This is a genomic window from Rahnella sp. GSA61A, assembly GCF_019969905.1.
In the GTDB taxonomy this organism is placed as follows: Bacteria; Pseudomonadota; Gammaproteobacteria; order Enterobacterales; family Enterobacteriaceae; genus Rahnella; species Rahnella aceris.
Window position 1 is genome coordinate 92,442 of the sequence record NZ_JAHXYO010000001.1, and the last position, 22,747, is coordinate 115,188.

Annotated in this window: 20 protein-coding genes; 10 read left to right on the forward strand and 10 right to left on the reverse strand. The window is 51.2% G+C overall.

What is annotated here, in order from left to right:
• Window positions 1–74 precede the first annotated feature (74 nt).
• The 4 genes from LC431_RS00410 to LC431_RS00425 all read right to left on the reverse strand — a co-directional run bounded on the left by LC431_RS00410 (window position 75) and on the right by LC431_RS00425 (window position 5,635).
• Window positions 75–290, reverse strand: a complete 216-nt coding sequence (locus LC431_RS00410; RefSeq protein WP_013576884.1) for a hypothetical protein — start codon at window positions 288–290, stop codon at window positions 75–77.
• 288 nt (window positions 291–578) lie between these two features.
• Window positions 579–1,265, reverse strand: a complete 687-nt coding sequence (locus tag LC431_RS00415; RefSeq protein WP_037033328.1) for an EAL domain-containing protein — start codon at window positions 1,263–1,265, stop codon at window positions 579–581.
• Window positions 1,266–1,339: 74 nt separating this feature from the next.
• The gene (locus LC431_RS00420; protein WP_223509121.1) at window positions 1,340–1,813 is read right to left on the reverse strand and encodes a helix-turn-helix transcriptional regulator; all 474 of its coding nucleotides are present in this window, start codon (window positions 1,811–1,813) and stop codon (window positions 1,340–1,342) included.
• A gap of 1,110 nt (window positions 1,814–2,923) precedes the next feature.
• Window positions 2,924–5,635, reverse strand: coding sequence for a cation-transporting P-type ATPase (locus LC431_RS00425; RefSeq protein ID WP_223509123.1), 2,712 nt, complete (start codon window positions 5,633–5,635; stop codon window positions 2,924–2,926).
• 290 nt (window positions 5,636–5,925) lie between these two features.
• Here LC431_RS00425 and LC431_RS00430 point away from each other — a divergent pair, with 290 nt between their 5' ends.
• Genes LC431_RS00430 through LC431_RS00440 form a run of 3 tightly spaced genes read left to right on the forward strand, consistent with a single transcriptional unit; the run spans window position 5,926 to window position 11,038 of the window.
• The gene (locus tag LC431_RS00430) at window positions 5,926–7,011 is read left to right on the forward strand and encodes an efflux RND transporter periplasmic adaptor subunit (protein ID WP_013576889.1); all 1,086 of its coding nucleotides are present in this window, start codon (window positions 5,926–5,928) and stop codon (window positions 7,009–7,011) included.
• On the forward strand, window positions 7,011–10,076 hold the full coding sequence (locus LC431_RS00435; protein WP_223509124.1) for an efflux RND transporter permease subunit: 3,066 nt from the start codon (window positions 7,011–7,013) through the stop codon (window positions 10,074–10,076). The genes LC431_RS00430 and LC431_RS00435 overlap by 1 nt, the downstream gene beginning before the upstream one ends.
• Window positions 10,073–11,038, forward strand: coding sequence for an acyltransferase (locus tag LC431_RS00440; protein ID WP_013576891.1), 966 nt, complete (start codon window positions 10,073–10,075; stop codon window positions 11,036–11,038). The genes LC431_RS00435 and LC431_RS00440 overlap by 4 nt, the downstream gene beginning before the upstream one ends.
• 64 nt (window positions 11,039–11,102) lie before the next feature.
• Here LC431_RS00440 and LC431_RS00445 read toward each other — a convergent pair whose 3' ends face one another.
• The 3 genes from LC431_RS00445 to LC431_RS00455 all read right to left on the reverse strand — a co-directional run bounded on the left by LC431_RS00445 (window position 11,103) and on the right by LC431_RS00455 (window position 13,042).
• Window positions 11,103–11,357, reverse strand: a complete 255-nt coding sequence (locus LC431_RS00445) for a hypothetical protein (protein WP_223509125.1) — start codon at window positions 11,355–11,357, stop codon at window positions 11,103–11,105.
• Window positions 11,358–11,706: 349 nt separating this feature from the next.
• Window positions 11,707–12,363 carry a hypothetical protein gene (locus LC431_RS00450; protein ID WP_015690380.1) on the reverse strand — a complete coding sequence of 219 codons (657 nt, stop codon included), beginning with the start codon at window positions 12,361–12,363 and terminating at the stop codon, window positions 11,707–11,709.
• Window positions 12,364–12,493: 130 nt separating this feature from the next.
• Window positions 12,494–13,042, reverse strand: a complete 549-nt coding sequence (locus LC431_RS00455) for a helix-turn-helix domain-containing protein (protein ID WP_013576895.1) — start codon at window positions 13,040–13,042, stop codon at window positions 12,494–12,496.
• A gap of 98 nt (window positions 13,043–13,140) precedes the next feature.
• Between LC431_RS00455 and LC431_RS00460 the strand changes: the two genes are divergently transcribed.
• Both LC431_RS00460 and LC431_RS00465 read left to right on the forward strand, forming a co-directional pair.
• Window positions 13,141–13,809, forward strand: a complete 669-nt coding sequence (locus LC431_RS00460; protein ID WP_013576896.1) for an AzlC family ABC transporter permease — start codon at window positions 13,141–13,143, stop codon at window positions 13,807–13,809.
• Window positions 13,806–14,129, forward strand: coding sequence for an AzlD domain-containing protein (locus LC431_RS00465; protein WP_013576897.1), 324 nt, complete (start codon window positions 13,806–13,808; stop codon window positions 14,127–14,129). Before LC431_RS00460 ends, LC431_RS00465 begins: the two co-directional genes overlap by 4 nt.
• 50 nt (window positions 14,130–14,179) lie before the next feature.
• Here LC431_RS00465 and LC431_RS00470 read toward each other — a convergent pair whose 3' ends face one another.
• Window positions 14,180–15,541 carry an APC family permease gene (locus tag LC431_RS00470; protein WP_015690381.1) on the reverse strand — a complete coding sequence of 454 codons (1,362 nt, stop codon included), beginning with the start codon at window positions 15,539–15,541 and terminating at the stop codon, window positions 14,180–14,182.
• A gap of 607 nt (window positions 15,542–16,148) precedes the next feature.
• Here LC431_RS00470 and LC431_RS00475 point away from each other — a divergent pair.
• Window positions 16,149–16,955, forward strand: coding sequence for an AraC family transcriptional regulator (locus LC431_RS00475; RefSeq protein ID WP_013576899.1), 807 nt, complete (start codon window positions 16,149–16,151; stop codon window positions 16,953–16,955).
• On the opposite strand, the gene LC431_RS00480 is transcribed toward LC431_RS00475, so the two are convergent.
• Window positions 16,942–17,580, reverse strand: a complete 639-nt coding sequence (locus LC431_RS00480) for a LysE family translocator (protein ID WP_013576900.1) — start codon at window positions 17,578–17,580, stop codon at window positions 16,942–16,944. The genes LC431_RS00475 and LC431_RS00480 overlap by 14 nt on opposite strands.
• On the reverse strand, window positions 17,577–18,869 hold the full coding sequence (locus tag LC431_RS00485; RefSeq protein ID WP_013576901.1) for a hypothetical protein: 1,293 nt from the start codon (window positions 18,867–18,869) through the stop codon (window positions 17,577–17,579). Before LC431_RS00485 ends, LC431_RS00480 begins: the two co-directional genes overlap by 4 nt.
• Before the next feature lie 155 nt (window positions 18,870–19,024).
• Here LC431_RS00485 and LC431_RS00490 point away from each other — a divergent pair, with 155 nt between their 5' ends.
• The 4 genes from LC431_RS00490 (at window position 19,025) to LC431_RS00505 (ending at window position 22,668) form a co-directional block, all read left to right on the forward strand.
• A complete protein-coding gene (locus LC431_RS00490) occupies window positions 19,025–19,684 on the forward strand; it encodes a DUF1345 domain-containing protein (RefSeq protein ID WP_013576902.1) in 660 nt (219 codons plus the stop codon).
• A 154-nt stretch (window positions 19,685–19,838) separates the two neighbouring features.
• Window positions 19,839–20,657, forward strand: coding sequence for a transporter substrate-binding domain-containing protein (locus LC431_RS00495; protein ID WP_126125126.1), 819 nt, complete (start codon window positions 19,839–19,841; stop codon window positions 20,655–20,657).
• Window positions 20,657–21,481 carry an amino acid ABC transporter permease gene (locus tag LC431_RS00500; RefSeq protein WP_037033345.1) on the forward strand — a complete coding sequence of 275 codons (825 nt, stop codon included), beginning with the start codon at window positions 20,657–20,659 and terminating at the stop codon, window positions 21,479–21,481. The genes LC431_RS00495 and LC431_RS00500 overlap by 1 nt, the downstream gene beginning before the upstream one ends.
• Before the next feature lie 44 nt (window positions 21,482–21,525).
• Window positions 21,526–22,668 (forward strand): aminotransferase class I/II-fold pyridoxal phosphate-dependent enzyme, encoded by a 1,143-nt coding sequence (locus LC431_RS00505; protein WP_112197483.1) that lies wholly within the window; start codon window positions 21,526–21,528, stop codon window positions 22,666–22,668.
• Window positions 22,669–22,747 lie beyond the last annotated feature (79 nt).

Genomic DNA, 22,747 nt, shown 5'->3' on the forward strand with positions numbered 1-22,747 from the left:
AAGTGATTCCCTATATCTTTATTATCATGTGGGAAAATAACCACACGGATGTGTGGTTATAATTAAGTGACTTATTAGCGTGAGGTTGTGGTGGTAGTTGAGGTATTGGTGTTGCTGTTACCATCGCTATCATCGTTACCTACAGCAATCAGACCTGCGGCTAATATTGCGCCGCTGGTACCGACCACTGCCGCCACTGTTTCCCCTGAGCTGAGTTCAGCAGCAGATGTTGTCTGCGAATATAGCGGCAGCAGCATCAGGGCAATAACAGAAAACATAAATTTTCTCATAATTACTCCTCTTCAATTGACAAACGAATTGTTCACCCAATAACCAATGGGCCCTTTGAGTATATCAATAGAAAATAATTATTGTACAATTTAAGACCGGTATATATTTTAGCTATGCTACCGCCCCTGGTTTACGGCCACCAATTTGCCAAACGATAATTCCGGTAATAATTCGCACAGGTTCCCCTCGCCAAAAATAGGTCAGGCGATAGGTTCCCGTACATTTAAAATAACCGCAGTAATTAGCTATTCGTGCTTATTACAGCGTTATTTTAAAAGTCAATTTTTTCAAAAAAATGACTGTATTAATTCATCCTGACTATAAGGCAGCCATAACGCACCTTGCATAGCAAGAATATCACTGCCGCTTAAGTACTCAATATGCTGCGAATTCTCGACACCATTGATAATAATGCCACGGCAATAGGGCCTGAGATGGGCGATCACTTTTCTTAGAGATTGAGTTCCCTGGTGTTGCCAAAAAAAGGTCTTACTGATTTTTATATATTCAAACTTTTCGCTCATCACCAGCGTAAGACTGGTGTTACCTGCGCCAAAATTATCCAGCCATAAAGGGCAGCATGCAGCTAAAGACTGAAGCACAGGACGTTCCTGCCCGGCATTGAATTCGTGAAAATCCTCACTCACCTCCAGTCTTATATATTTGTGCTGCTGCAAAACCTTTTGTATCGCCTGATTGCTGGCAATATGCACCGCAATCTCATAGTCAATATTGATCGACAATAAAAAGCCGTTGGCGACAAAGATACTTTCATTCACACACGCTGTGGTGACCTGCTCGAAGAAGTCCTTCACCTTCTCTTCAGCAGAAAGAGGTAATGCGTAATCCTCTGAATACTCGTTGCTTTCCTTTGTATTCTTTTTCTTAACCAGCTCAAAACCAAGTATCACTCCCGAGACGGACACAATGGGTTCATACAGGAAGCCAGGATGACTTCTTTTGAGTGATCGCATTTCATACCCCTGAAAAAATAGCAACGTCTGTCGCGGACCTGCACTGTGCAAGGTCAGCTTAAAAAGTTTTTTTGTTATCTGACAATTCTGTTACCCACGGCGTGTTTGTGCAAAAAGAACAAAGCTGAACTGCTGCTGGCATCAACGCCTATTTTTCTTAATGAGTTGCATTTATGAACACTAATCGTTTTAACACTGAGCTTTAGAATATTTGAAATGCTGGTGACAGACAGACCAGACATCATCATCACCAAAACTTTTTCTTCCATTTTGGTAATATTATAATTGAATTCTTCCTTGTTAATCGCGCTGCCCTGAAGCCGGATAAATTGCTCAACTGATCTCTCGACATCAACCAGATCACTCTTCTTCTTAAGGAACTTGAACTCCTTTTTCAGTAAAAGCTCGAGCATTAACATATCAACAGCTGATGACACAATCAGAATTCTCTCCGGATCCAATATATTCAGATTTTCTCTTAAAAACTCATAACACCTGTGGAAGCCACCGCCTGACGGATCGATGATCAAGTAATCTTTCGCAAACAAGTTCATCCCTTCGTTCTGATCAAATGGGATGACATTGTCTACGTAAGGCAGCTTCTTGGAGATTATTTCTTTCAACGCCAATTTAGTAAATTGGCACTCACTCCAGATTATTACCCGAGGCATTGGGCCGCCTAATTATGTGGTTTTAAAAACGCTCAAATTCTGCCTCGTTAATCCGGGGAAGAATAAAGCACTCTCAGAAAGAGATAAGAAAAAAGAATGTTTAGAGCCGCTCTAAATCATATTTAAAACTTTTCAGTATCTGTACGTAGAGTAATACGCAGCCGAAACTCTTCAAATCGTTTTTCTCGCTCATAATAAGACCTAACAATAGGTTTGACCGATCGATTTACACTTTCTTATCGTTAAATGCATGCCTGTTTTCTAGGCGCATTCTTACAATTATTCCTAATTAGTAATCAAAATGTGACGTATACGACGCTTTTAAGGTTAAGCGCCCCCAAAATCTAAGAACTATCTCAGTAAGAATCTCTCTCATTTAAACAACTCCATTAACACACTTAACCATCTGTATTTTTGTTTTAAAACAGGATTTTTCACTTTTTTAAGTGTGATTTCAGATTTTGCTTTTTACGAAAACTAAACATTCAAATTTCATTATTGAGTCATTATCTGAAAAACCGCTCAAAAAAACTAACCTATTGCTCTTTTATACACATTTATGCATAGCGATTAACCAGGCCAGTAAACCCTAATTTACCCAAGAACATTCTTAACTCATAGGGTAAACAGAATTAATTCTTTATTTTCATGCAAATGATAATAATTATTTGATTATCCATGCCTGTTAATACCAAGACTATTCTTATAAAAATGCCTTTTTAACGTAAATTCGTGCAGATAAATCAGGGTAATTAGCATTTAAATCATTGTGGCTATCAGATAACTCGGATAAATATTAAAAAGTAAATTTTTCAATATGTTGAATTTACAGACAATTAAGAGAGGTGAATGCGCAATAAAAAACCAGCCTTTCGGCTGGTTGATGTTTTTTATGCGGGCTGCTGAAGCGCGGGAAGGTGAGCGGGTGAGTATTTTCTCTGCGGTAATATACAGGCCCCTGAGAGGAAAATATCCCAGGGGCTTGCCTTAACTCGCTTTGCGCCAGCGGCGGGTCAGCACTTTTTCTATTTCAACAATCACAAACAGCGCCACACCGATCATCAGGCCGATGATCCAATAGATGAACGGCAGCGGACGCGTACCGAACAGCGTGTTCATCAGCGGCACATAGATAATGATCGCCTGCAACGCAAACAGCACCAGGGTGACAATCCAGATGCCTTTATTGTGCAGCAGACCGCGGCTGAGCGAGAAGTTATCCGAATCGCGGCAGTTGATCATGTACACCCACTGCGCGGTAACCAGCGTCTGCAACAGCACGGTGCGGATGAATTCAGGTTCATAACCGCGCGGCTGCAGCCAGGCTTCCAGCATGAAGGCGCTGATGGAAATCAGCAGGCCCACAAAGGCCACACGCCAGATGGCGTATTTATCCATGACGTGCGCGCTGACGTTACGCGGCGGACGACGCATCACGCGGCTTTCGGCTTTCTCAAATGCCAGCCCGAAGGAGAGCGTCGCGGAGGTCGCCATGTTCATCCATAAGATCTGCACGGGGGTCAGCGGCAGCAGATTGCCCATCAGAATGGCGATGATGATCAGCAGCCCCTGCGCCAGGTTGGTCGGCATAATAAACAGGATGGTTTTTTTCAGGTTGTCGTAAACCCGCCGCCCTTCCCTGACCGCGTTGGCGATGGTGGCAAAGTTGTCATCCACCAGGATCATATCGGCAGATTCTTTCGTCACTTCCGTGCCTTTGATCCCCATGGCGATACCGACGTTGGCCTGTTTCAGCGCCGGGGCATCGTTCACGCCGTCGCCGGTCATGCCGACAATTTCGCCGGTATCCTGCAGGGCTTTCACCAGACGTAATTTATGTTCCGGACTGGTACGGGCAAAAATATCGAACTGCACGGCGGCGGTTCTCAGTTGCGCGTCATCCATATGCTCCAGCTCATAGCCGGTGATGGAGTTTTCGCTGTTGCCGATGCCGAGCATTTTACCGATGGCCATCGCGGTTTCCTGATGGTCACCGGTGATCATCTTGACGCGGATCCCGGCCTGCTGGCATTCGCCAATCGCCACAATCGCTTCCGGACGCGGCGGATCCATCATGCCCGCAATACCAATCAGCACCATGCCGTGACTGAGTTCCGGATGGTCCAGCGCGGTAACCGGCTGATCGACCGGCTTCCAGGCCGCCGCCACCATGCGCAGCCCTTCGCTGGCATATTGGGTGATCGCCGATTCCCAATAGGCATGATCCAGTGGCACCGCGCCTTCCGGTGTCTGCTGAAACTGACAGAGTTTGAGCAGCACGTCCGGCGCGCCGGTCAGCATGATCTGCGACTGGCCGTTTTTCTCGCCAGCCACTGCCATATATTTGTAGAGCGAATCGAACGGGATTTTACTGCTGAGGCCAAACGCCAGTTCCGGCAGATGCGCCTTGGCGGCCAGCACTTTCAGCGCCCCTTCGGTCGGACCGCCGGTAATGCCCCAGTGACCCTGCGCGTCCTGCTTCAGCGTACTGTCGTTACAAATATCCACGGTACGCAGAAACTGAGTCAGCAGCGGTGACGAATCCGCAGGCTGCGGTGTCGCCGCACCGGCGGGGGTAAAGCTGCCCATCGGTTCGTAGCTGTTGCCTTCTACCGTCCAGACATTATCCGCCAGAATGACCGCTTTCACGGTCATCTCATTCATGGTCAGCGTGCCGGTCTTATCCGAACAAATCACTGACATCGCGCCCAGCGTTTCCACGGTCGGCAGTTTGCGGATAATGGCTTTCGAGCGCGCCATGGCCTGCACGCCGAGGGAGAGAATAATAGAAATGATCGCCGGTAACCCTTCCGGCACCGCCGCCACCGCCAGACTGATAACCGACAGCAGCAGTTCGCCAAACGGAATATCGCGCAGCAGATAACCAAAAATCAGCAATGCCACCATCATGAACAGAATGATGACAAAAATGGATTTCCCCAGTTTATCTATCTGCACCAATAGCGGCGTTTTGTTGTCTTCTATAGAAGAAAGCATTTCATTGATGTGACCGAGTTCCGTCTGGCCGCCGGTCGCAAACACCACGCCGCTGGCGGTACCGGAACTGACGGTGGTGCCTGAAAACGCCAGATTTTTGCGATCACCGATGGATTTCTCACCTTCCAGCGCCCCGGTCTTTTTCGAAACCACGGTCGATTCGCCGGTCAGAATGGCTTCTTCGACACGTAAGTTATGCACGTCAATCAGACGTAAATCGGCAGGGATTTTGTCACCGGGGCGCAGCAGAACAATATCTCCCGGCACGATTTCATCAGTACCGACGGTGACCTGTTGTCCGCCGCGTAATACCAGCGCTTCACTGGAAAGCATATTCTGAATGCTTTTCAATGATTTCTCAGCATTATTTTCCTGGATGAAACCAATTAAAGCATTAATAACCGCCACACCTAATATCACCAGTGTATCAACCCAGTGCCCCATAATGGCCGTGACGACAGCGGCCGCTAATAATATATAGATAAGAATATCTTTAAAGTGCGAGATAAACTTAATAAACAGAGATTTACCTTCTTTTTGCGGCAGGACGTTAGGACCGTAATGGTGGAGTTTATTTTTCGCGTCTTCGGGTGAGAGCCCGTCAGGCCCGGACTGAAGTCCGGTAAGGCTTTCTTCTACGCTTTGCTGATACCACAGTGTTTCTGTTGTTTTATTCACGGAATATGGCGCTGGATTATTCATGATGCCTGACTCCTTGATCCCTGAAAGGGTTCATGAATGATGCGGGTAATGCAAGAATTGTGATGTTAATTTCTGGCAAGATACGTAAAGCTGTATAAACTATAATATACCGTGTTAAATAGTGTTAATTCCCGGCTTTGAAAAAACAATTAGATTAACAAAAACAACAGATAACCTGAGTCTCAATAAGAATAGGTCAGAGATATAATATATTGGCACAGCACATTAAATGTCCTTATATATTCTGTCTTAATTTATTATTTCGTGTGTTGTTTATGAGGGGAAGTATTATGGACATTCGTTTCTCTCCCGCTCTGCTCATCCTATTTCTGATAAGCGCCTGTGACCAGAAAGCCCCGGATCCCCCCTCCCCGCCCCGACAGGTTAAAATTGCGACGGCAGAAGCCGCCAGCCCGCTCAGCACCCGCGTTTTTCCGGCGCGCATTTTAGCCGGTGATAACACCGACATTGCTTTCAAACGTGCAGGTCAGTTGCAAACGCTGGACGTCCGCGAAGGCGAAGCGGTAAAACAAGGACAAATTCTCGCCCGGCTGACCAACAACGATGCCCGTCAGCGCCTTAACGATCGTCAGAGCGCCGCCACGCTGGCGCAGCGCCAGTTTGAACGTTATCAGACGCTGGCACGGCGCAACGTGGTGTCGCAGGCCGAACTCGAGGTGCATAAAGCCAGCCGGGATTCCGCCGCTGCCGCACTGAAAATTGCGCAGGAAGAACTTAACGATCTGAACCTCACAGCACCGTTCAGCGGCGTCATTGCCCGGCTGTCTGTGCGCAATCATCAGGTTGTTGCCGCCGGTCAGCCGGTGGCAACCATAAGCCGTTCCGACGTGCTGGATGTGGTGTTCAGCGTGCCGGAAAATCTGTTTACCAGCCTGGATGTACGCAATGTCGATTACCGCCCGCGGGTGCGTATCAACAACCTTCCCGACCGGGAATTCACCGCAACCTATAAAGAACACACCGCCAGCAGCGAAGCCAATACGCTGACCTGGCAGGTGACGCTGGTCATGCCGCGTCCGGAAAACTTCCCCGCGGTGGCCGGATTAAGCGGCACCGTCACGGTTAATCCGGCCAATCTCGCCACGGCAACGCCGGTCAGTACGCTGGTTATCCCGGTCGAAGCCGTTTTTAATCCGGACAGCAGCCAGCGTAATGACGCGCACGTCTGGGTAGTGGCCGGTGAAGGCGATACCCTGCACGTCGAAGACCGTAAAGTCACCGTCGGTGAGCTGACGTCTCAGGGCATTGAAATCACCGCCGGACTGCAAAAAGGCGACAGAGTGGTGGCGGCGGGCGTCGGGGAATTACACGCTCAGCAGCCGGTTCGCATCTGGACCAGAGAGCGGGGTCTGTGATGGGAATTAACGAAAGCTTCATTAATAATCCGACGCGCATCTGGCTGGTGATCCTGCTGCTCGGCGTGGGCGGGCTGATTGCGTTGTTCAATATCGGGAGGCTGGAAGACCCGGCGTTTACCATTAAAACCGCGGTGGTTGCAGTGCAATATCCCGGCGCGTCATCCCAGCAGGTTGAGGAAGAAGTCACGCTGCCGCTGGAAAATGCCCTGCAACGCCTGCCTTACGTCGATAATATTTCCTCGATTTCTGCCGTCGGCTTATCGCAAATCACCGTCAATATCGATTCCCGTTATCACTCCTCCGAACTGCCGCAAATCTGGGATGAACTGCGCCGCCGCGTCAACGACGCCACGTTGCAGTTTCCGCCCGGTGTCAGCCCGCCGTTTGTGAACGATGATTTCGGTGATGTATACGGCTATTTTTTCTCGATTTATGGCGACAACTTTAGCAACCCGGAACTGCGTAAATATGCCGAACAACTGCGCCGTGAACTGGTGCTGGTGCCCGGCGTGGGTAAAGTCGCGATTGGCGGAATCCTTCCTGAACAGGTCAACATTGAGATTTCACGGGCAAAAATGGCTGCTTATGGCGTCACGTTGCCGCGCCTTGCCGACGTGCTGAATCGCCAGAATATGGTGTCAGATGCGGGCAGCATGACGGTCGGCAGCGAGTCGATCCGTTTGCATCCGACCGGTGGCTTTGAAAATATTGACGAGCTGAATAATGTGCTGATCAGCCCCGCCGGTTCGACGCACAGCATTTATCTGCGTGATATCGCCACCATCTCGCAGGGGATCACCGATCATCCGGGCAATATTTATCACGCCAATGGCCGTAATGCGCTGACCATTGGTGTCTCTTATATTCCCGGCGTGAATGTCATGAACATTGGCCGGGCGATAGAAGCCAGAATGCATCAGCTTGAAGCCGATAAACCGGCCGGGATCCAACTGAAAGTGTTTTACGATCAGGCCGCCGAAGTGAAGAAATCTGTCGATGGTTTCATCATTAACTTCCTGATGGCGCTGGCAATTGTGGTCGGCGTGTTGCTGATTTTCATGGGATTACGCAGCGGGATTATTATTGCCGTGTCGCTGGCGTTGAACGTGCTCGGCACGCTGCTGATCATGTATTTGTCCGGCATCGAACTGCAGCGCATTTCGCTCGGGGCGCTGATAATCGCGCTCAGTATGCTGGTGGATAACGCGATTGTGGTGGTGGAAGGCGTGCTGATTTCGCGCCAGCAGGGTAACCCGCTGATGAACGCCATCTCGCAAATCATTAAGCGTTCCGCGCTGCCACTGCTCGGCGCGACGGTGATTGCCATTCTGGCGTTTGCGCCCATCGGGCTGTCACAAGATTCGACCGGTGAATACTGTAAATCGCTGTTCCAGGTGCTGCTGATTTCGCTGATGCTCAGTTGGGTGACCGCGCTGACGCTGACGCCGGTCCTGGTGAAATGGGCCTTCGCCAATATGAAAGTGGCGGATAAAAAACCGGACGAACAGATTGACCCTTACGGTGGCAGGATATTTCGCGTCTACCGGCGGATGCTTTCCGCACTGCTTGCACACCAGGCTCTCACGCTCAGCGTGCTGGCTGCGCTGCTGGTGGCTTCGGTATGGGGTTTCGGTGCCGTGCGGCAGAACTTTTTCCCTTCCTCTAATACACCGATTTTCTTCGTCGATTTGTGGCTGCCCTACGGCACGGACATTAATTACACCGCGCGCATCGCCGGTGAAATCGAAAAAGATATTAACAAGCAGGAAGGCGTGGAAAACACTGTCACCACCGTCGGTCAGGGCGGGATGCGTTTTATCCTCACCTACAACGGCCAGCGGCAATATTCCAACTATGCGCAAATTATGGTGCGCATGGATGACCAGCGGAAAATCGCCGCGCTGGCCCACAGCACCGAACAGAACATCCGCAATCATTATCCTGAAGTCAACGCCAGCCTGAAACGCATCATGTTCGGGCCGTCCGGTGACAGTGCGATTGAAGTGCGAATCAAAGGTTCCGATCCCGACCAGTTGCGTAATATCGCCAGTCAGGTGGATAAGATTATCCTCGATGACGGCGCGGCCGACGGGGTGCGTAACGACTGGCAGGATCGCAGCAAAATGGTTCGCCCGGTATTTTCGCCGTATCTGGGACGTGAACTCGGCGTGGACAAAGGCGAAACCGACAGCGCATTACAGATGAATTTCAGCGGCAGCACCGTGGGGATTTTCCGCGATGGCTCGACGCTGATGCCGATTGTTTTACGCCCGCCATCATCGGAACGACTGGATGTCGATCATATGGCCAATATCATGGTCTGGAGCCAGACACGTCAGCAATTTATTCCGCTGAGTAACGTGGTCAGTGATTTTAAAGTTGAATGGGAAGATCCGCTGATCATGCGGCGCGACCGCTCGCGGGTGCTCACCGTACAGACCGATCCGGATCCGGCCAGCGGTGAAACCTCCGGCGATATGCTGGCGCGTATTAAACCGCAGGTTGAGGCGCTGAAATTACCGCACGGTTACAGCATCGAATGGGGTGGCGACGCGGAAAACTCCGCCGAGGCGCAGCAGGGGCTGTTTACCACCCTGCCGGTTGGTTTCCTGATGATGTTTATCATTACCGTCCTGATGTTCAGCTCGGTTAAAAACGCCATCGCCATCTGGCTGACCGTGCCGCTGGCCCTGATTGGCGTCACCTTTGGCTTCCTGCTGACCGGTATTCCGTTTGGCTTTATGGCGCTGATCGGCCTGCTCAGCCTGAGCGGGATGTTAATCCGTAACGGCATCGTGCTGGTGGAAGAAATTGGTCAGCAGAAAAAAGAGAAAAACCAGACCGACGCGATTATCTACGCGGCCACTTCGCGTCTGCGCCCGATCCTGCTGACGGCGTTTACCACCGTGCTCGGCCTCGCGCCGTTGTTGCTTGATGTCTTTTTCCAGAGCATGGCGGTTGTTATCATGTTCGGGCTGGGATTTGCCACCGTGCTGACGCTGCTGGCGCTGCCGGTGATTTACAACTGTTTCCATCGTGAAGGACAACGACGTACACAATGAACACCACGGGACTGAATATTATTAAAACGCTCGGCTGCCTGACCGCCGTGACCTTTTTCACCGTTTATAACACTTACGACAATTACAATTATAACTACGACACTATTCTGGCTTTCCTGACCTTTATTTCCACCATTGCCACACCGCTGTTTTTTGTGGTCACCGGTTATATGGATGCCGGTTCACAGCACACGGCAGAATGGCAACTGAAGAAAATACGCAGCATCTTAACCCTCTTCATTTTCTGGTTTTCGATTTATTATTTATGGGAGCCTTACCAGAAAGGTTATCTGATTCAGCCGTGGTTTATCTTTACGCTGGTGATTATTTACACCTTTCATCCGCTGGTGGAATGGCTGGCTAAAAGACGGGTCATTCTTGCGGCACTGGTCGCCAGCCTGCTGATTTTTTCCTTTGCGTATGATCTGCTGGCGATCTATTTCACTGACCATAAATCTTTTTCAACCCCCGCGCAGTTCCGCATCTGGACCTGGGTACTTTATTATCTGACCGGCCAGTTGTTATATGACCCGGTGGTTTCCGCCCTGTACGGTCGCCCGCGGGTGGCGAAAATCGCCGCCATCGCCATTCCTTTTGTCTATATTTTCACCTGGTATTATGAAAAACACTTCTTCTTTTCCATCTTCAACCTGGAGCGCAACAGCTTTATTCTGACCGGATCGCAGGTCTATATTCTGGTGGTATTGATCATTATCGCGGCCAATGGCGTGAAACAGGACGCCACGCGGTTGCCGGTCAGTGAAATGGTCAGTTCGCTGGGGAAAACCATGACCGGCGTTTATATTCTCCACTACACCTTTTTCAATTTATTAATCCAGTGGATCCCGATCAACTCCCTGACCGCCAAACTGTTCGTCATCCTGCTGACTTTCCTGCTTTCAGTGTTGTCTTCAATGCTGCTGCTGAAGAATAGCGTGACGAAGAAGCTGATTACGTTTTGAGAAGGCGGTCTGAGGCAGGGATCAAATATGAGCCCTGCAAATGGAGGGGCCTTATCAAGGATAATTAATTATCACATTTATCTCTGCCAGTGATTTTATCAATCACCTTTGACAGAAAATAGAGGAACACCAGCCATACTCCGATACTGACAAACTTCATCGGCCAGGGTTCGACAAACATAATGCAAAGTATTGGGCCAAAAATAACTAACGGGGCAAATGCAAAGCCAAACGAATGATAGACTATAAAAGCCACCATGTTTTTTACTTTGATAATCAGAAAATTAATAAATTCCAATAAGCGGCTATTGGTTGACATTTATTTTACGCCTCATTGTTTCCCTGAATGCATGATCCCTACATATGCCCTTGATAGATATAATGCCAATGGGAATAGGAACCGCCATATCATGTCCTTATCAAGTTAATTATCACGTTTATCTCTGCCAGTGATTTTATCAATCGCCTTAGACAGAAAATAGAGAAACACCAGCCATACTCCGATGCTGACAAACTTCACCGGCCAGGGTTCGATAAACATAATGCAAAGTATTGAGCCAATAACGATCAGTGGGCCAATAAGTGCTTCGAGACTATGACTTATTGTGAAGGTAATTATCTTATAAGCGATGTAGAGCAGGGACCGGATAAATTGTATAAATGGGTTATTATGCGGCATTGAGTTTCCTCCTCACCGTGTCCATTATCTTTCTGAATGCGGATTCCCCCTGTGTCACCCTGACATGTATCGCATCGACAAAGGGTTGTACTGAAGGCTTAAACAAAAAATATAGAAGGTCGTAATCCCTCGGTCTGAGGAGTTTATAGACTTCAGGATCCTCAGTTTCAAGAGCTTCTGATGTTCGTATTGAACGCTCTGTCATGCCTCCTATTAGCAAAACGCCGGTTAATGCAGATATCGGCTGATAGCGAAAACTGGCAGAGATGAAAGAGACTCGTTCTAATACTGAGGCAGTTATCAGCGCAATTATTATGTTGGTTCCCATTCGTCCAATGAATGAAGTAAAAACCGCCCTGTAAATTTTGTCTTGCTCAGTTTCTGAAACATATTTATTAAACTCGGTAAAAACCAGCTTAACGGCTTCAGAGATATGGTGATGATTCAGAATATCGTTTCTGATGGCATCCGCCATACGTATTCGCATCGTTTCATGTATGTAACGTGAACCGGTATCAAATATCCCATACACCATGTATCCAAAATCAACCGGAACGGTCAGTGCACCGTTTATCAGGCCATATACAGAATCAGGGGAAAGAATAATCCCGGCAATGCGCGTTGCAATATCATCAATGTCAGCCATGTCATCCCTTAGCCATTAATAATTCCCGCGCAAATTGTAGGGCATTAATAACTCAGCAACCAGACTCTTTATTGTATATATCTGCCGCGCAGTACCTCCGGGATCACAGATTGATCATTAACACAAAACCTTAACTCTGCTCCGATACCAGCACCGCCATGGTGTCCGGTTCCAGCGCGCGAAAGATATGTTCGACGTCGGCAGGATAGGAAATGTAATCTCCGGCATTCAGTTCCACCGGTGAGTCAACCAGGCCGACGAGGGCGCGTCCCTGGGTGATGATGATGTGCTCGACCGAGCCCTGCGGATGCGGGCTGGAGATACGGTCAGCGCCCGGTTGCGTGGTCAGCAGATAAATATCCCGGCGCGCAGCGGGCGGACAGGTCGCGAGTAATACCGCTTTATAATCCGCCAGTTCCGCCACTACCGCCGGACCTTCACCCCGGCGGATCACCTGCATTTTATTCACTTCCGGCTCCATCAGTCGCGCAAAAGGAATGTTCAGCGCCACACACAGCGCCCACAGGGTTTCCAGACTCGGATTCCCGTTGCCCGCTTCAAGCTGGGAAAGCGTCGATTTGGCGATACCGGCACGGCGGGCGACTTCCGCCAGTGACAGGCCAGCCCGCTGGCGTTCACGAACCAGTCCCTTCGAAATAACGCTAATAGGTTGTGACATAACCGCCTCATGATCAGTATAACGAACGATCGTTCGACTTGAAGAACGATGCAGATACGTTCATTATAATGGATACTTGTTCGTTATGGGATGAAATTATGTCTGCGCGTTTCTTTTCACCATTGGGGAATGATGTGCTTAAAGCCATCTTTCTGGTGTGTCTGGCCGATGGTCTGGTCGGCATTTCTTATGGCTCGCTGGCGGTCGCAGGCGGTTTCCCGCTGTGGGTGCCGCTGATGCTTTCGCTGCTGGTGCTGGCAGGGGCGTCGGAGTTTCTATTTATCGCCATCGTCGGCGGGGGTGGCAGCCCGTTTGCGGCGGCGGCGGCCGGATTGCTGGTCAATGCGCGCCATTTACCGTTCGGGATTGCGGTGAAGGATCTGGTCGGCAGCAAAGCCATGAGCTGGCTGGGTTGTCACATCATGAACGATGAAAGCGTGGTGTTTGGCATCTCGCAATCTACCCATGAAAAACGCAAAACCGCCTACTGGTTATGCGGTGCAGGTATCGCCTTATTCTGGCCGGTCAGTGTGATGGCCGGGGCGTACATCGGCCAGTTCATTCCGGATATCAAAGCCATCGGCCTTGATGCCGTGTTCCCGGCCATTTTGCTGGGGTTGATTTTCCCGGCGCTGCGCAGCCGCAGAACGCGCATACCCGCTACCTCCGGTGCGCTGATTTCGCTGGCTGCGGTGCCTTTCGTTCCGGCCGGTATGCCGGTGCTGTTTTCCCTGCTCGGATTGCTGGCGTGGAGGAACCGAAAATGACCTCACACAGCCTGATGATCGCGGGAATTGCGGTGCTCGCCGCCGGAACATTTCTGATGCGCGTGGCCGGTTACCGGCTGGGTTCACGCCTGAATTTCTCCCCTGCAACTCAGACAATGTTATCGGATGCGGCGACCACCTTATTGCTGGCGGTGGCCGCTACGTCGGCGCTGTTCGAAGGTCAGCATTTCGCCGGATACGCGCGGGTCACCGGCGTCAGCGTGGCGTTGTTTTTAGCCTGGAGAAAAGCGCCGCTGATGGTGATTATTATTGCGGCAGCAGCAGTGACAGCGCTGCTGCGCGGGTTCGGCATTCAGTAGGCAGAAACAAGAATGGCTCCCGCAGGAGCCATTTTCACACCAGTGATGAGTTACGCTACGTCTTCGTATTGCGGTACCGGATTGCGGAAGCTTTTGGTCATGCAGGCCAGATAGATAAAGCCGATTGCGCCCCAGATCAGGCCGAGCACCATCGAGCCTTCTTCCAGATTCACCCACAACGCACCGACGGTCAGCGCACCGCACAGCGGCAACAGCAAATACTGAATATGATCCACAACGGTTTTGTTGCGCTGCTCGCGGATCCAGAATTGCGAAATCACCGACAGGTTCACAAACGTGAATGCCACCAGCGCACCAAAGTTAATCAGCGCCGTGGCGGTGACCAGATCGAAATTAATCGCCAGCAAGGCAATGGCGCCGACCAGCAGCACGTTGAAAGACGGGGTGCGCCATGTCGGATGGATATAGCCGAAGAAGCGTTTCGGGAACACGCCATCACGGCCCATCACATACATCAGGCGGGAAACGCCCGCGTGCGCTGCCATACCGGAGGCCAGCACGGTGATGCTGGAGAAAATCAGCGCGCCAAACTGGAACGCCCGGCCTGCCACCTGCAGCATGATTTCCGGCTGTGAGGCGTCCGGGTCTTTAAAGCTGGAGATATCCGGGAAATAGAGTTGCAGGAAATAGGTCGCCGCAATAAAGATCACGCCACCAATTAAAGCGGTCAGGAATATCGCCCGCGGGATCACCCGTTCTGCGTCTTTGGTTTCTTCCGACAAATTACTGATGCCGTCAAAACCGGTGAAGGAGAAACACAAAATGGTCGCGCCGGTAATCATCGGCACGGTATGCGCATTTTCACCCCAGAACGGTTGGGTGCTGGCGAGCGTGCCATAGCCGGTGCCGTGATTTACGCCATAAATCACCATGCCGGTGATCACCGTGATCAGCACAATCTGCAAGACAACAACCAGCGTATTAATGTTGGCGACCGTTTTGATACTGCGCAAATTCGACAGCGTCATAAAGCTGACCAGTACGATGACAAATATCCACGACGGCACCGACGGCACCAGCGCTTCAAAATAGATTTTTGCCAGCAGAATATTGATCATTGGCGCGAATAAGTAATCAAGCAGCGACGACCAGCCGACCATAAAACCGACCACAGGATGAATGGCTTTTTGCGCGTAGGTATACGCAGAACCGGCGGAAGGATAGCGGCGCACCAGCTTGCCGTAACTCAGCGCGGTGAACAGCACGGCGATCAGCGCAAAAGCATACGCCGTCGGCACATGGCCGTCCGTGAGGCCGGAGACAATACCGAACGTATCGAACAGTGTCATGGGTTGCATATAGGCCAGACCTATCATGACAACCGGAATCAGCGTAAGGCTTTTACGTAATTCCACGCGGGAAGGGGACCCTGTGACGAGGTTATCCGACATGATGTTGATTTCCCATGACGGAGAACGCTGCATATAAAGAGTGCTGCACCATTTATGATTCCTTGCGACAAGACTGTCGGTATCTGAAAGTAAATATCTATCCGGTACTTAGCCCGGCCTCTGGTATTTGAAGGTTTGCTTAATGAAAAATGCGTAGTTCAATGAACGAAAAATGAGTCATCCCCGTTTTGCGGGGCGCATATTTTGCCTTATTAAGTATTGAATTTACAAGCCGGATAAGAATAAACACGGTCAATAAATAAAACAGGCAGTCAAAACGAGCACGTATTGTCAAAGTCGTTTGCCGGTGGTTTTGCTAATTGTTTTTATCCTGTAAAACAAAAATGAATTCCCCGTTATTGCCGTTATCAAATATCGGCAGCGCGTGGGTGAAAATAACGACTGCGGCTATTAATCAACATTCATACAACATTCCGCCGGGTCCCGCTGCCCGGATTGGCGAATGGGCAAAATCTGAAAATTTGGCCTGTTGCGATGAGAGATGAATTTTCCTCGCTTTTGTGGTTAACAATTTGTGCTATAAATTTCATATAAGAAAAACCAATGTAGCCTCTTTTCCGCACAGCAAAGATTTTCGGAGTGCAACGTGTCTCTTTCTATTTCTGAATGGACGATGGCTAATGAGATTGAATGCTCGCACCTGACAGCGAGCAATTCTTCATTTCCGCGTCATACTCACGACGAATATGTCATCAGTGCCAATCTGACTGGTACGGAAGAAATCTGGCTGCACGGCAAAACCGAACTTGTGCGCGGCGGCGATATCACGATTTACAACCCGGCCACCGTTCAGTCGTCGCTGTTCGGTAACGACAAGGTCGAATTTCTCAGCGTGCATATTCCGCAGGCTTTACTGCGTCAGGTGTCGGTCGATCACAATCTGCGTTCCGATCACTGCGCGCCGGTGTTAACCGAAGGCGTGCTGAGTAATCCCGCGCTGTTTTCGGCACTGTGCCATTACAAACGCACGCTGAATGACGACGATCAGGAACAAAATTTGTTGTGGCTGCTGGGGGCATTGCTGGAAGAACCCGCCAGAGAGCAGGAACAGTCTTTGCGGCCGATTACGCTGGCGCTCGATTTTATGCGTGACCATCTGACCCGCAAAATCCATCTCGATACGCTGGCGCAAATCAGCGGACTGAGCAAGTTTCACTTTGTCCGCCTGTTCCGTCAGCACATCGGCATGCCGCCGCTGCAATACCATATGCAACTGCGTTTGCTCGAGGCCAGAAATCAGCTGCGTAAAAATAATAATGCGCTGGATGTGGCGATAGGGCTGGGCTTTTATGATCAAAGCCATTTCATCAATACGTTCCGTAAGATGATGGGGATCACTCCCCATCTTTATTCGCAGTCACTTCACGCGTCGCAGGTACTTATACCAAGATGAACTCCCGATAACCGCTGATCACCACATACAGCGCAAAGTAAGAGAAGATCGCCGCTGAGGCTACATACGAATATTTCAGCATTTTGGTGCCCAGCATTTTTCCGCCAAGGCTGCCGACGGAACAGATCACCATCGTCCAGAACACACCTGCAATAAAGAAGCCGCCCAGGAACCACGAGGCATTCGCCGTGCTTCCCTGCCCCATGCGGGAGATCAGTGCCCCGCCGACGGCGGCAAACCACAAAATAGCGGTGGGTGAAGACATCGCCAGTACGATGCCGCGACCAAAATTCCGAATAACAGAACGTGGCTGCGCGCTGTCACCGGCGCTCAGATCCTCCGCAGGCGCGAGTGCGGCGCGGATCATTTTGTAGGTAAACCACATCAGCATCAGTGAACCACCGACCCACAGCACCCAGCGCACACTCTGGTATTGCAGCAAAATGGTCATCCCGGCCAGCGCCAGCACCGCGTAAATTAAGTCGCCGATGCAGGTGCCGATGCCCAGCCAGAATCCATGAAAATACCCCCGCTGCATCGCCAGCGTCATCATGGCGATATTAGCAATCCCAATGTCCAGACACAGCGACAGGCTGAGTAAAAATCCATTTGAAAACGGCATCATAACGGGACTCTCTTAATTAACTGGTTGTATTCAATCATGTCATTGGTTGTACCGAGGCGCGCCATCAGGATTTCGACATCTTCCGGATTAGTGTGCGGACAATGTTGCAGCATGAACGCCTGCGCACGCTCCGCATCGCCCCCCAGCAGCGCTTCGCTCATCAGGCGGGTCAGATCGGCCATTTGCGGGTAAAACAGCGCCGGATGGAAATCAAGCGTCTCCGCCGACAGCTCAATGCAACCGTGTTCGCGCAGATAGTTGAACTGGATCCAGGCCGCGCCAGCATCCGGATAACTTGACGGGCCGCGGCGCAGATAGCGCAACATTTCGAGGAAATAGATCCGCGCCAGCACGGTCCGGTCGAGCTGCAAACCGGTGGCCACCTGCGGCGTGAGGCACATCAGCAAACCAAACTGATCGGCCAGCGCTTCCTGCACTATCATTGATCCCCAGCGATCAATTTTGCTGAGTTTCGGAAAGACGTTCTCGTTACGCACCAGAGAATGCCCGAGGTCGTGCCCGCGGAACCAGGCAATCAGATAACGCTGGCACACATCACTGTCTGGCAGCATGTCTTCGGCCCAGCCCATTTTGGCGGCTTCGGTACGTGAAAACAGCTCGAACAATTGCTGATACGTATTGGCAAACACCACCGTGCGTTTGACCGGCGAATACTTCAGCCCCTCGTCTTCCGGGAAGAAATAGGCAAAATGTTTGGGATAGGTATTGGCTTCACCGGCAATGCCAAAGAGGTTGATAATTTTGTATGCGCAGCCCGGCATCGCCAGTAAATCGGCGGCGATTTCCTTTTGCAGATACAGTAAGCTTTCCGGAAACAGGCTGTCCATCACGTCGGAAACTTCCTGCAAAACCGGGGCAGGTTCACCAAACCACGACGAATAAAAACTCTGTTTGGATTTTCCCACCCAGGTGGACGTGTTACCGATGCCCAGCACCAGTTGCTGTTCCTTCAGGCCAGCAATTTGCGGTAATACCGTTTTTCCGCAACTGTCATCTGCCAGCATTTCCGCCCGTAAAAACAGTCCGCGCCGGGTATCGGGATCATCAAACAGCGGCGCTAAACGGAAACACTGAATCGACATCTCTTCACGCAGGGCATCCAGCAAACGGCTTTCACAGGCCGCTTCCAGCTGGTTGATGGCTTCGGTCAGACGCAGGCAATAATGAATCGTTTGCAAAGCTTTAGGACTTAAATTTTCCGGGGCATCCAGATCCATCATGGATACCTGATATGCCGGGGCGGCTGGCCAAAATGATGTCGTAAACATAGTTTCAAACCCTTGAGCGCAATGGAGAGAAACTACTTAAACACTCCCCTGCGGCGGGGTATTGGAAGAAATTGCGCATAAGTCTGCACGCCGGATATTGCCCCCGGCGACTACAGTTAATCTATCCCCGTTTCTTTTACCAGGTGCCTGACATCATGAGTTTCTCTCTGCGCCATTATCTGCACGTTCGTGGCCGTTTACTGATTTCTATTGTTGCTGGTCTGATTTGCTTCTTCGCGCTTCCCCCGCATCTGGGAATTTTGCAGCGGCTGATGATTGGCTGGAATGTGCTGGCATGGATGTATCTGTTTTTCCTGTGGTTTCGCATGCTTCGCACCGAAGCGAAGGATATCCCGCACATCGCTAAGACGCAGGATGAAAGCGCCAGTCTGGTGCTGACGCTGGTCACGCTCACCTGCCTGGTGAGCATTCTGGCGATCCTGATGGAACTCGGCTCCCTTAAAGCGCTGACGGGAAGCGCAAAAACCCTGCATATCTTGCTGACCGCGACTACGCTGATTGCCTCGTGGGCGCTGCTGCCGACCTCTTTCGCCATGCATTACGCCCATCATCACTATCTGCGGCAGACAAAAGACATCACGCCGATGATCTTCCCGGAAAAGCCTGAGCAGCCCGGCTACTGGGATTTTCTCTATTTCTCCTTCACCATCGCCGTCGCCTCACAAACCGCCGACGTCGCGACCGGCACCACCGATATGCGCCAGATTGCCCTGTTGCAGTCGGTCATTTCCTTTGTCTTTAATCTGGCGATTTTAGGGTTGTCCATTAACGTCGGGGCGGGATTACTGAGTTAACCCCGGGTTGAAGTAATGCGCTGTCATTGGGAGGATTTCCCGCAGAGTTCACTGTAAGTCAGAAAAGGTTTAATTTAGACTTCTATACGTCTAAAAGTTAGTGTAGGTTTTCACAATAAATTCCCATTCTGGTTACGTTTAAGGAACTCCATTTATGCGCACTCCGTTTGTAGCTGTGACTCTCCTTGCCGCCACACTGTTTTCTGCCGCCTCATTTGCCGGTGCGACGCTGGATCGCGTGACCCAAACCGGTGTGCTGCGCAATGCGATCGTTAACGATTACCCGCCGTTTGGTTTTATTGATGATAATAACCAGCTGGCCGGTTTTGACGTGGATGTGGCGAAAGCGGTGGCGCAGCGCATGGGCGTAAAACTTGAAATCATCGCACCGGGCTGGGAAACGATTGTCGGCGGCAAATGGCAGGGTCGCTGGGATACCTGTATCTGCTCGATGACGCCAAACACCGAGCGCGCCAAAGTACTGGATTTTCCGACGCCGTATTACAACTCTCCGGCGGTCTTAGTGGTCAATAAGAAAGACGACCGCATTAAATCGGCGGCCGATCTGAGCAATAAAAAGATTGGCGTCGGCATTGGTTCAACCTACGAAACCTATCTGCAAAAAACGCTGGTGATCCCGGGCAGCAAACCCATCACATTCCCGTTCAATAACGTACACGTGATCCCTAGCGACGAAGAAGTGGCGTTCCAGAATCTGGCGCTCGGGCCGGGTGTGCGCCTCGACGGCGTGGTGTCAGATTTAGCCACCGCGAATGCCCGCATCAAACGTGCGCCGGTGTTTAAAATTGTCACCGAGCTTTATGCAGAACCGAACTGGGTAGCCACCGACAAAGGTGACGCCGAATGGGACAAGAAAGTGGCCGATACCATCAAATCGCTGCGCGACGATGGCACGCTGGCGAAAATCTCTCAGCACTGGCTGGGTGAAGATATTACCCACGAGGTACCGTAATGCCACAAATCCCGGACAGCCAGCCGAAAGTGGAAACGCCGGAACGCTGGCACCACGCACATGCGTTTAAATTTAAAACCGGGCTGACGTGGCTGATTTTGCTCAGCCTGCTGCTCGGCGCGTTCAGCAAAATGGGGCTGGACTGGAGCCTGATTGGGCAGAAATTGCCGTTCCTGCTTGGCCTGCGCCTGTCGCCGGACGGCTTTATTCAGGGCGCGGCGCTGACCATAATGATCACCGCCTGCTCGATGTTTTTCTGTCTGCTGATTGGCCTGATTACCGCGCTCGGCCGGATGTCTGAAAATGCGCTGGCGTTTGGTTGTGCGACGTTTTACGCCTCGCTGTTTCGCGGCACGCCGCTGCTGGTGCAGGTGCTGATTATCTATCTGGCGCTGCCGCAGGTGGGAATTGTGCTCGGGGCGCTCAGCTCGGGCATTATCGCTCTGTCGATGAACTACGGCGCGTATCTGGCGGAAACTATCCGCAGCGGCGTGCTCTCGGTGCCGCGCGGTCAGCAGGAAGCCGCGCTGGCGCTCGGCGTGTCACGCTGGACGGTGGCCGTTCACGTCACCGCGCCGCAGGCATTGCGCATCATTATCCCGCCCGCCGGGTCGATGTTTATTTCGATGCTGAAAGATTCGTCTCTGGTGTCACTGATGGGTCTGTGGGAGCTGAATTTTCTGGCGCAATCCTACGGGCGCAGCACCTATCGTTATATGGAAATGCTGGCGACTGCGGCGGCAATATACTGGATTATGTCGATCGTGCTGGAACTGCTGCAAAGCCGCCTTGAGCGCCGCTTTGCGCAAGGCCACCGCCGCTAAACTTTTTATTTTCAAATGCTCTGACTTCTTATCGCAGGTATATCATGGCTTTTCCTGAAGATTTCCGTTTAATCAGCTATCTCTCGCGCCTCGAACACGCTGTACGTTTTCCGCTGTCCTCTTCCTATCCTGAATCGATGAGCCTGGATACGTTATTTGAACTGGCAGGGAAAGAACACCGCGCGCCGTTCATGCAGACCATGCTGGATTATCCGCCACTGCGCGGAACGCCGGAACTGCTCGACGCCATCGCCTCGACCTATAAAAATGTCACCGCGCAGGACGTCATCAGTTTTGCCGGTGCCGACGAAGCGATTTACGCCAGTTTTCAGATGTTGCTCAAATCCGGCGATCACGCCGTGGTGATCACCCCAAATTATCAGTCGCTGGAAAGCGTGCCGTTATCGCTGTGTGACGTCACCGGCGTGGCGCTTGATGAAAATAACGACTGGGCGCTGGATACCGGCAAAGTCCGCGACGCGCTGCGCGCCAATACCAAAGTGCTGGTGATTAACTTTCCGCACAATCCGACCGGCGCGCTGATTAGCCGTCAGCAACTCGACGAACTGGTCGGGTTATGCCGCGATCGCGGGATCTGGATTTTCTCGGACGAAGTGTACCGGCTGACAGAGTTTGATCCGGCAGACCGGCTGCCGCAACTGGCGGATATTTACGAACGTGGCATTTCGCTGAACGTGACCTCCAAAGCTTACGGATTACCGGGGCTGCGCATCGGCTGGGTGGCCTGTCAGGATAAAGCGTGGATGCGGGAACTCGAGCGCATGAAGCAGTATCTGTCGATCTGTAATTCCATGCCCGGCGAGTTTCTCACCACGGTGGCACTCAATGCCCGCGCACCGATCCTTGAACGGGTGATGGAACGCTCGCGCCGCCAGCTCGTAACACTGACTCAATTTCTGGCGCAATACCCGCACCTGTTCAGGCTCAGCGTACCGAAAGCCGGTGTGCTGGCGTTCCCACGTTTTACCGGTGAGCAAGGCGCAGAAGCCTTTGCCACACAACTGGTGGAAGAGGCCGGTGTGATGGTGATCCCTTCTGTCGCCTACGCATCAGAACTGAACAGGGTGTCGGAAGATTTTCTGCGTATCGGTTTTGGTCGCGAAAATCTTGATGAAGCACTGGGTGAAACGGGGAGATGGCTGGACAAACGCGGCCAGCAGGGATGAAAAAAATGGGCGCGGAAATCGCACCCATTTTAGTTTTCCCCGATGAACGGAAACCGGACTTGCCATTGATTTGTTAATG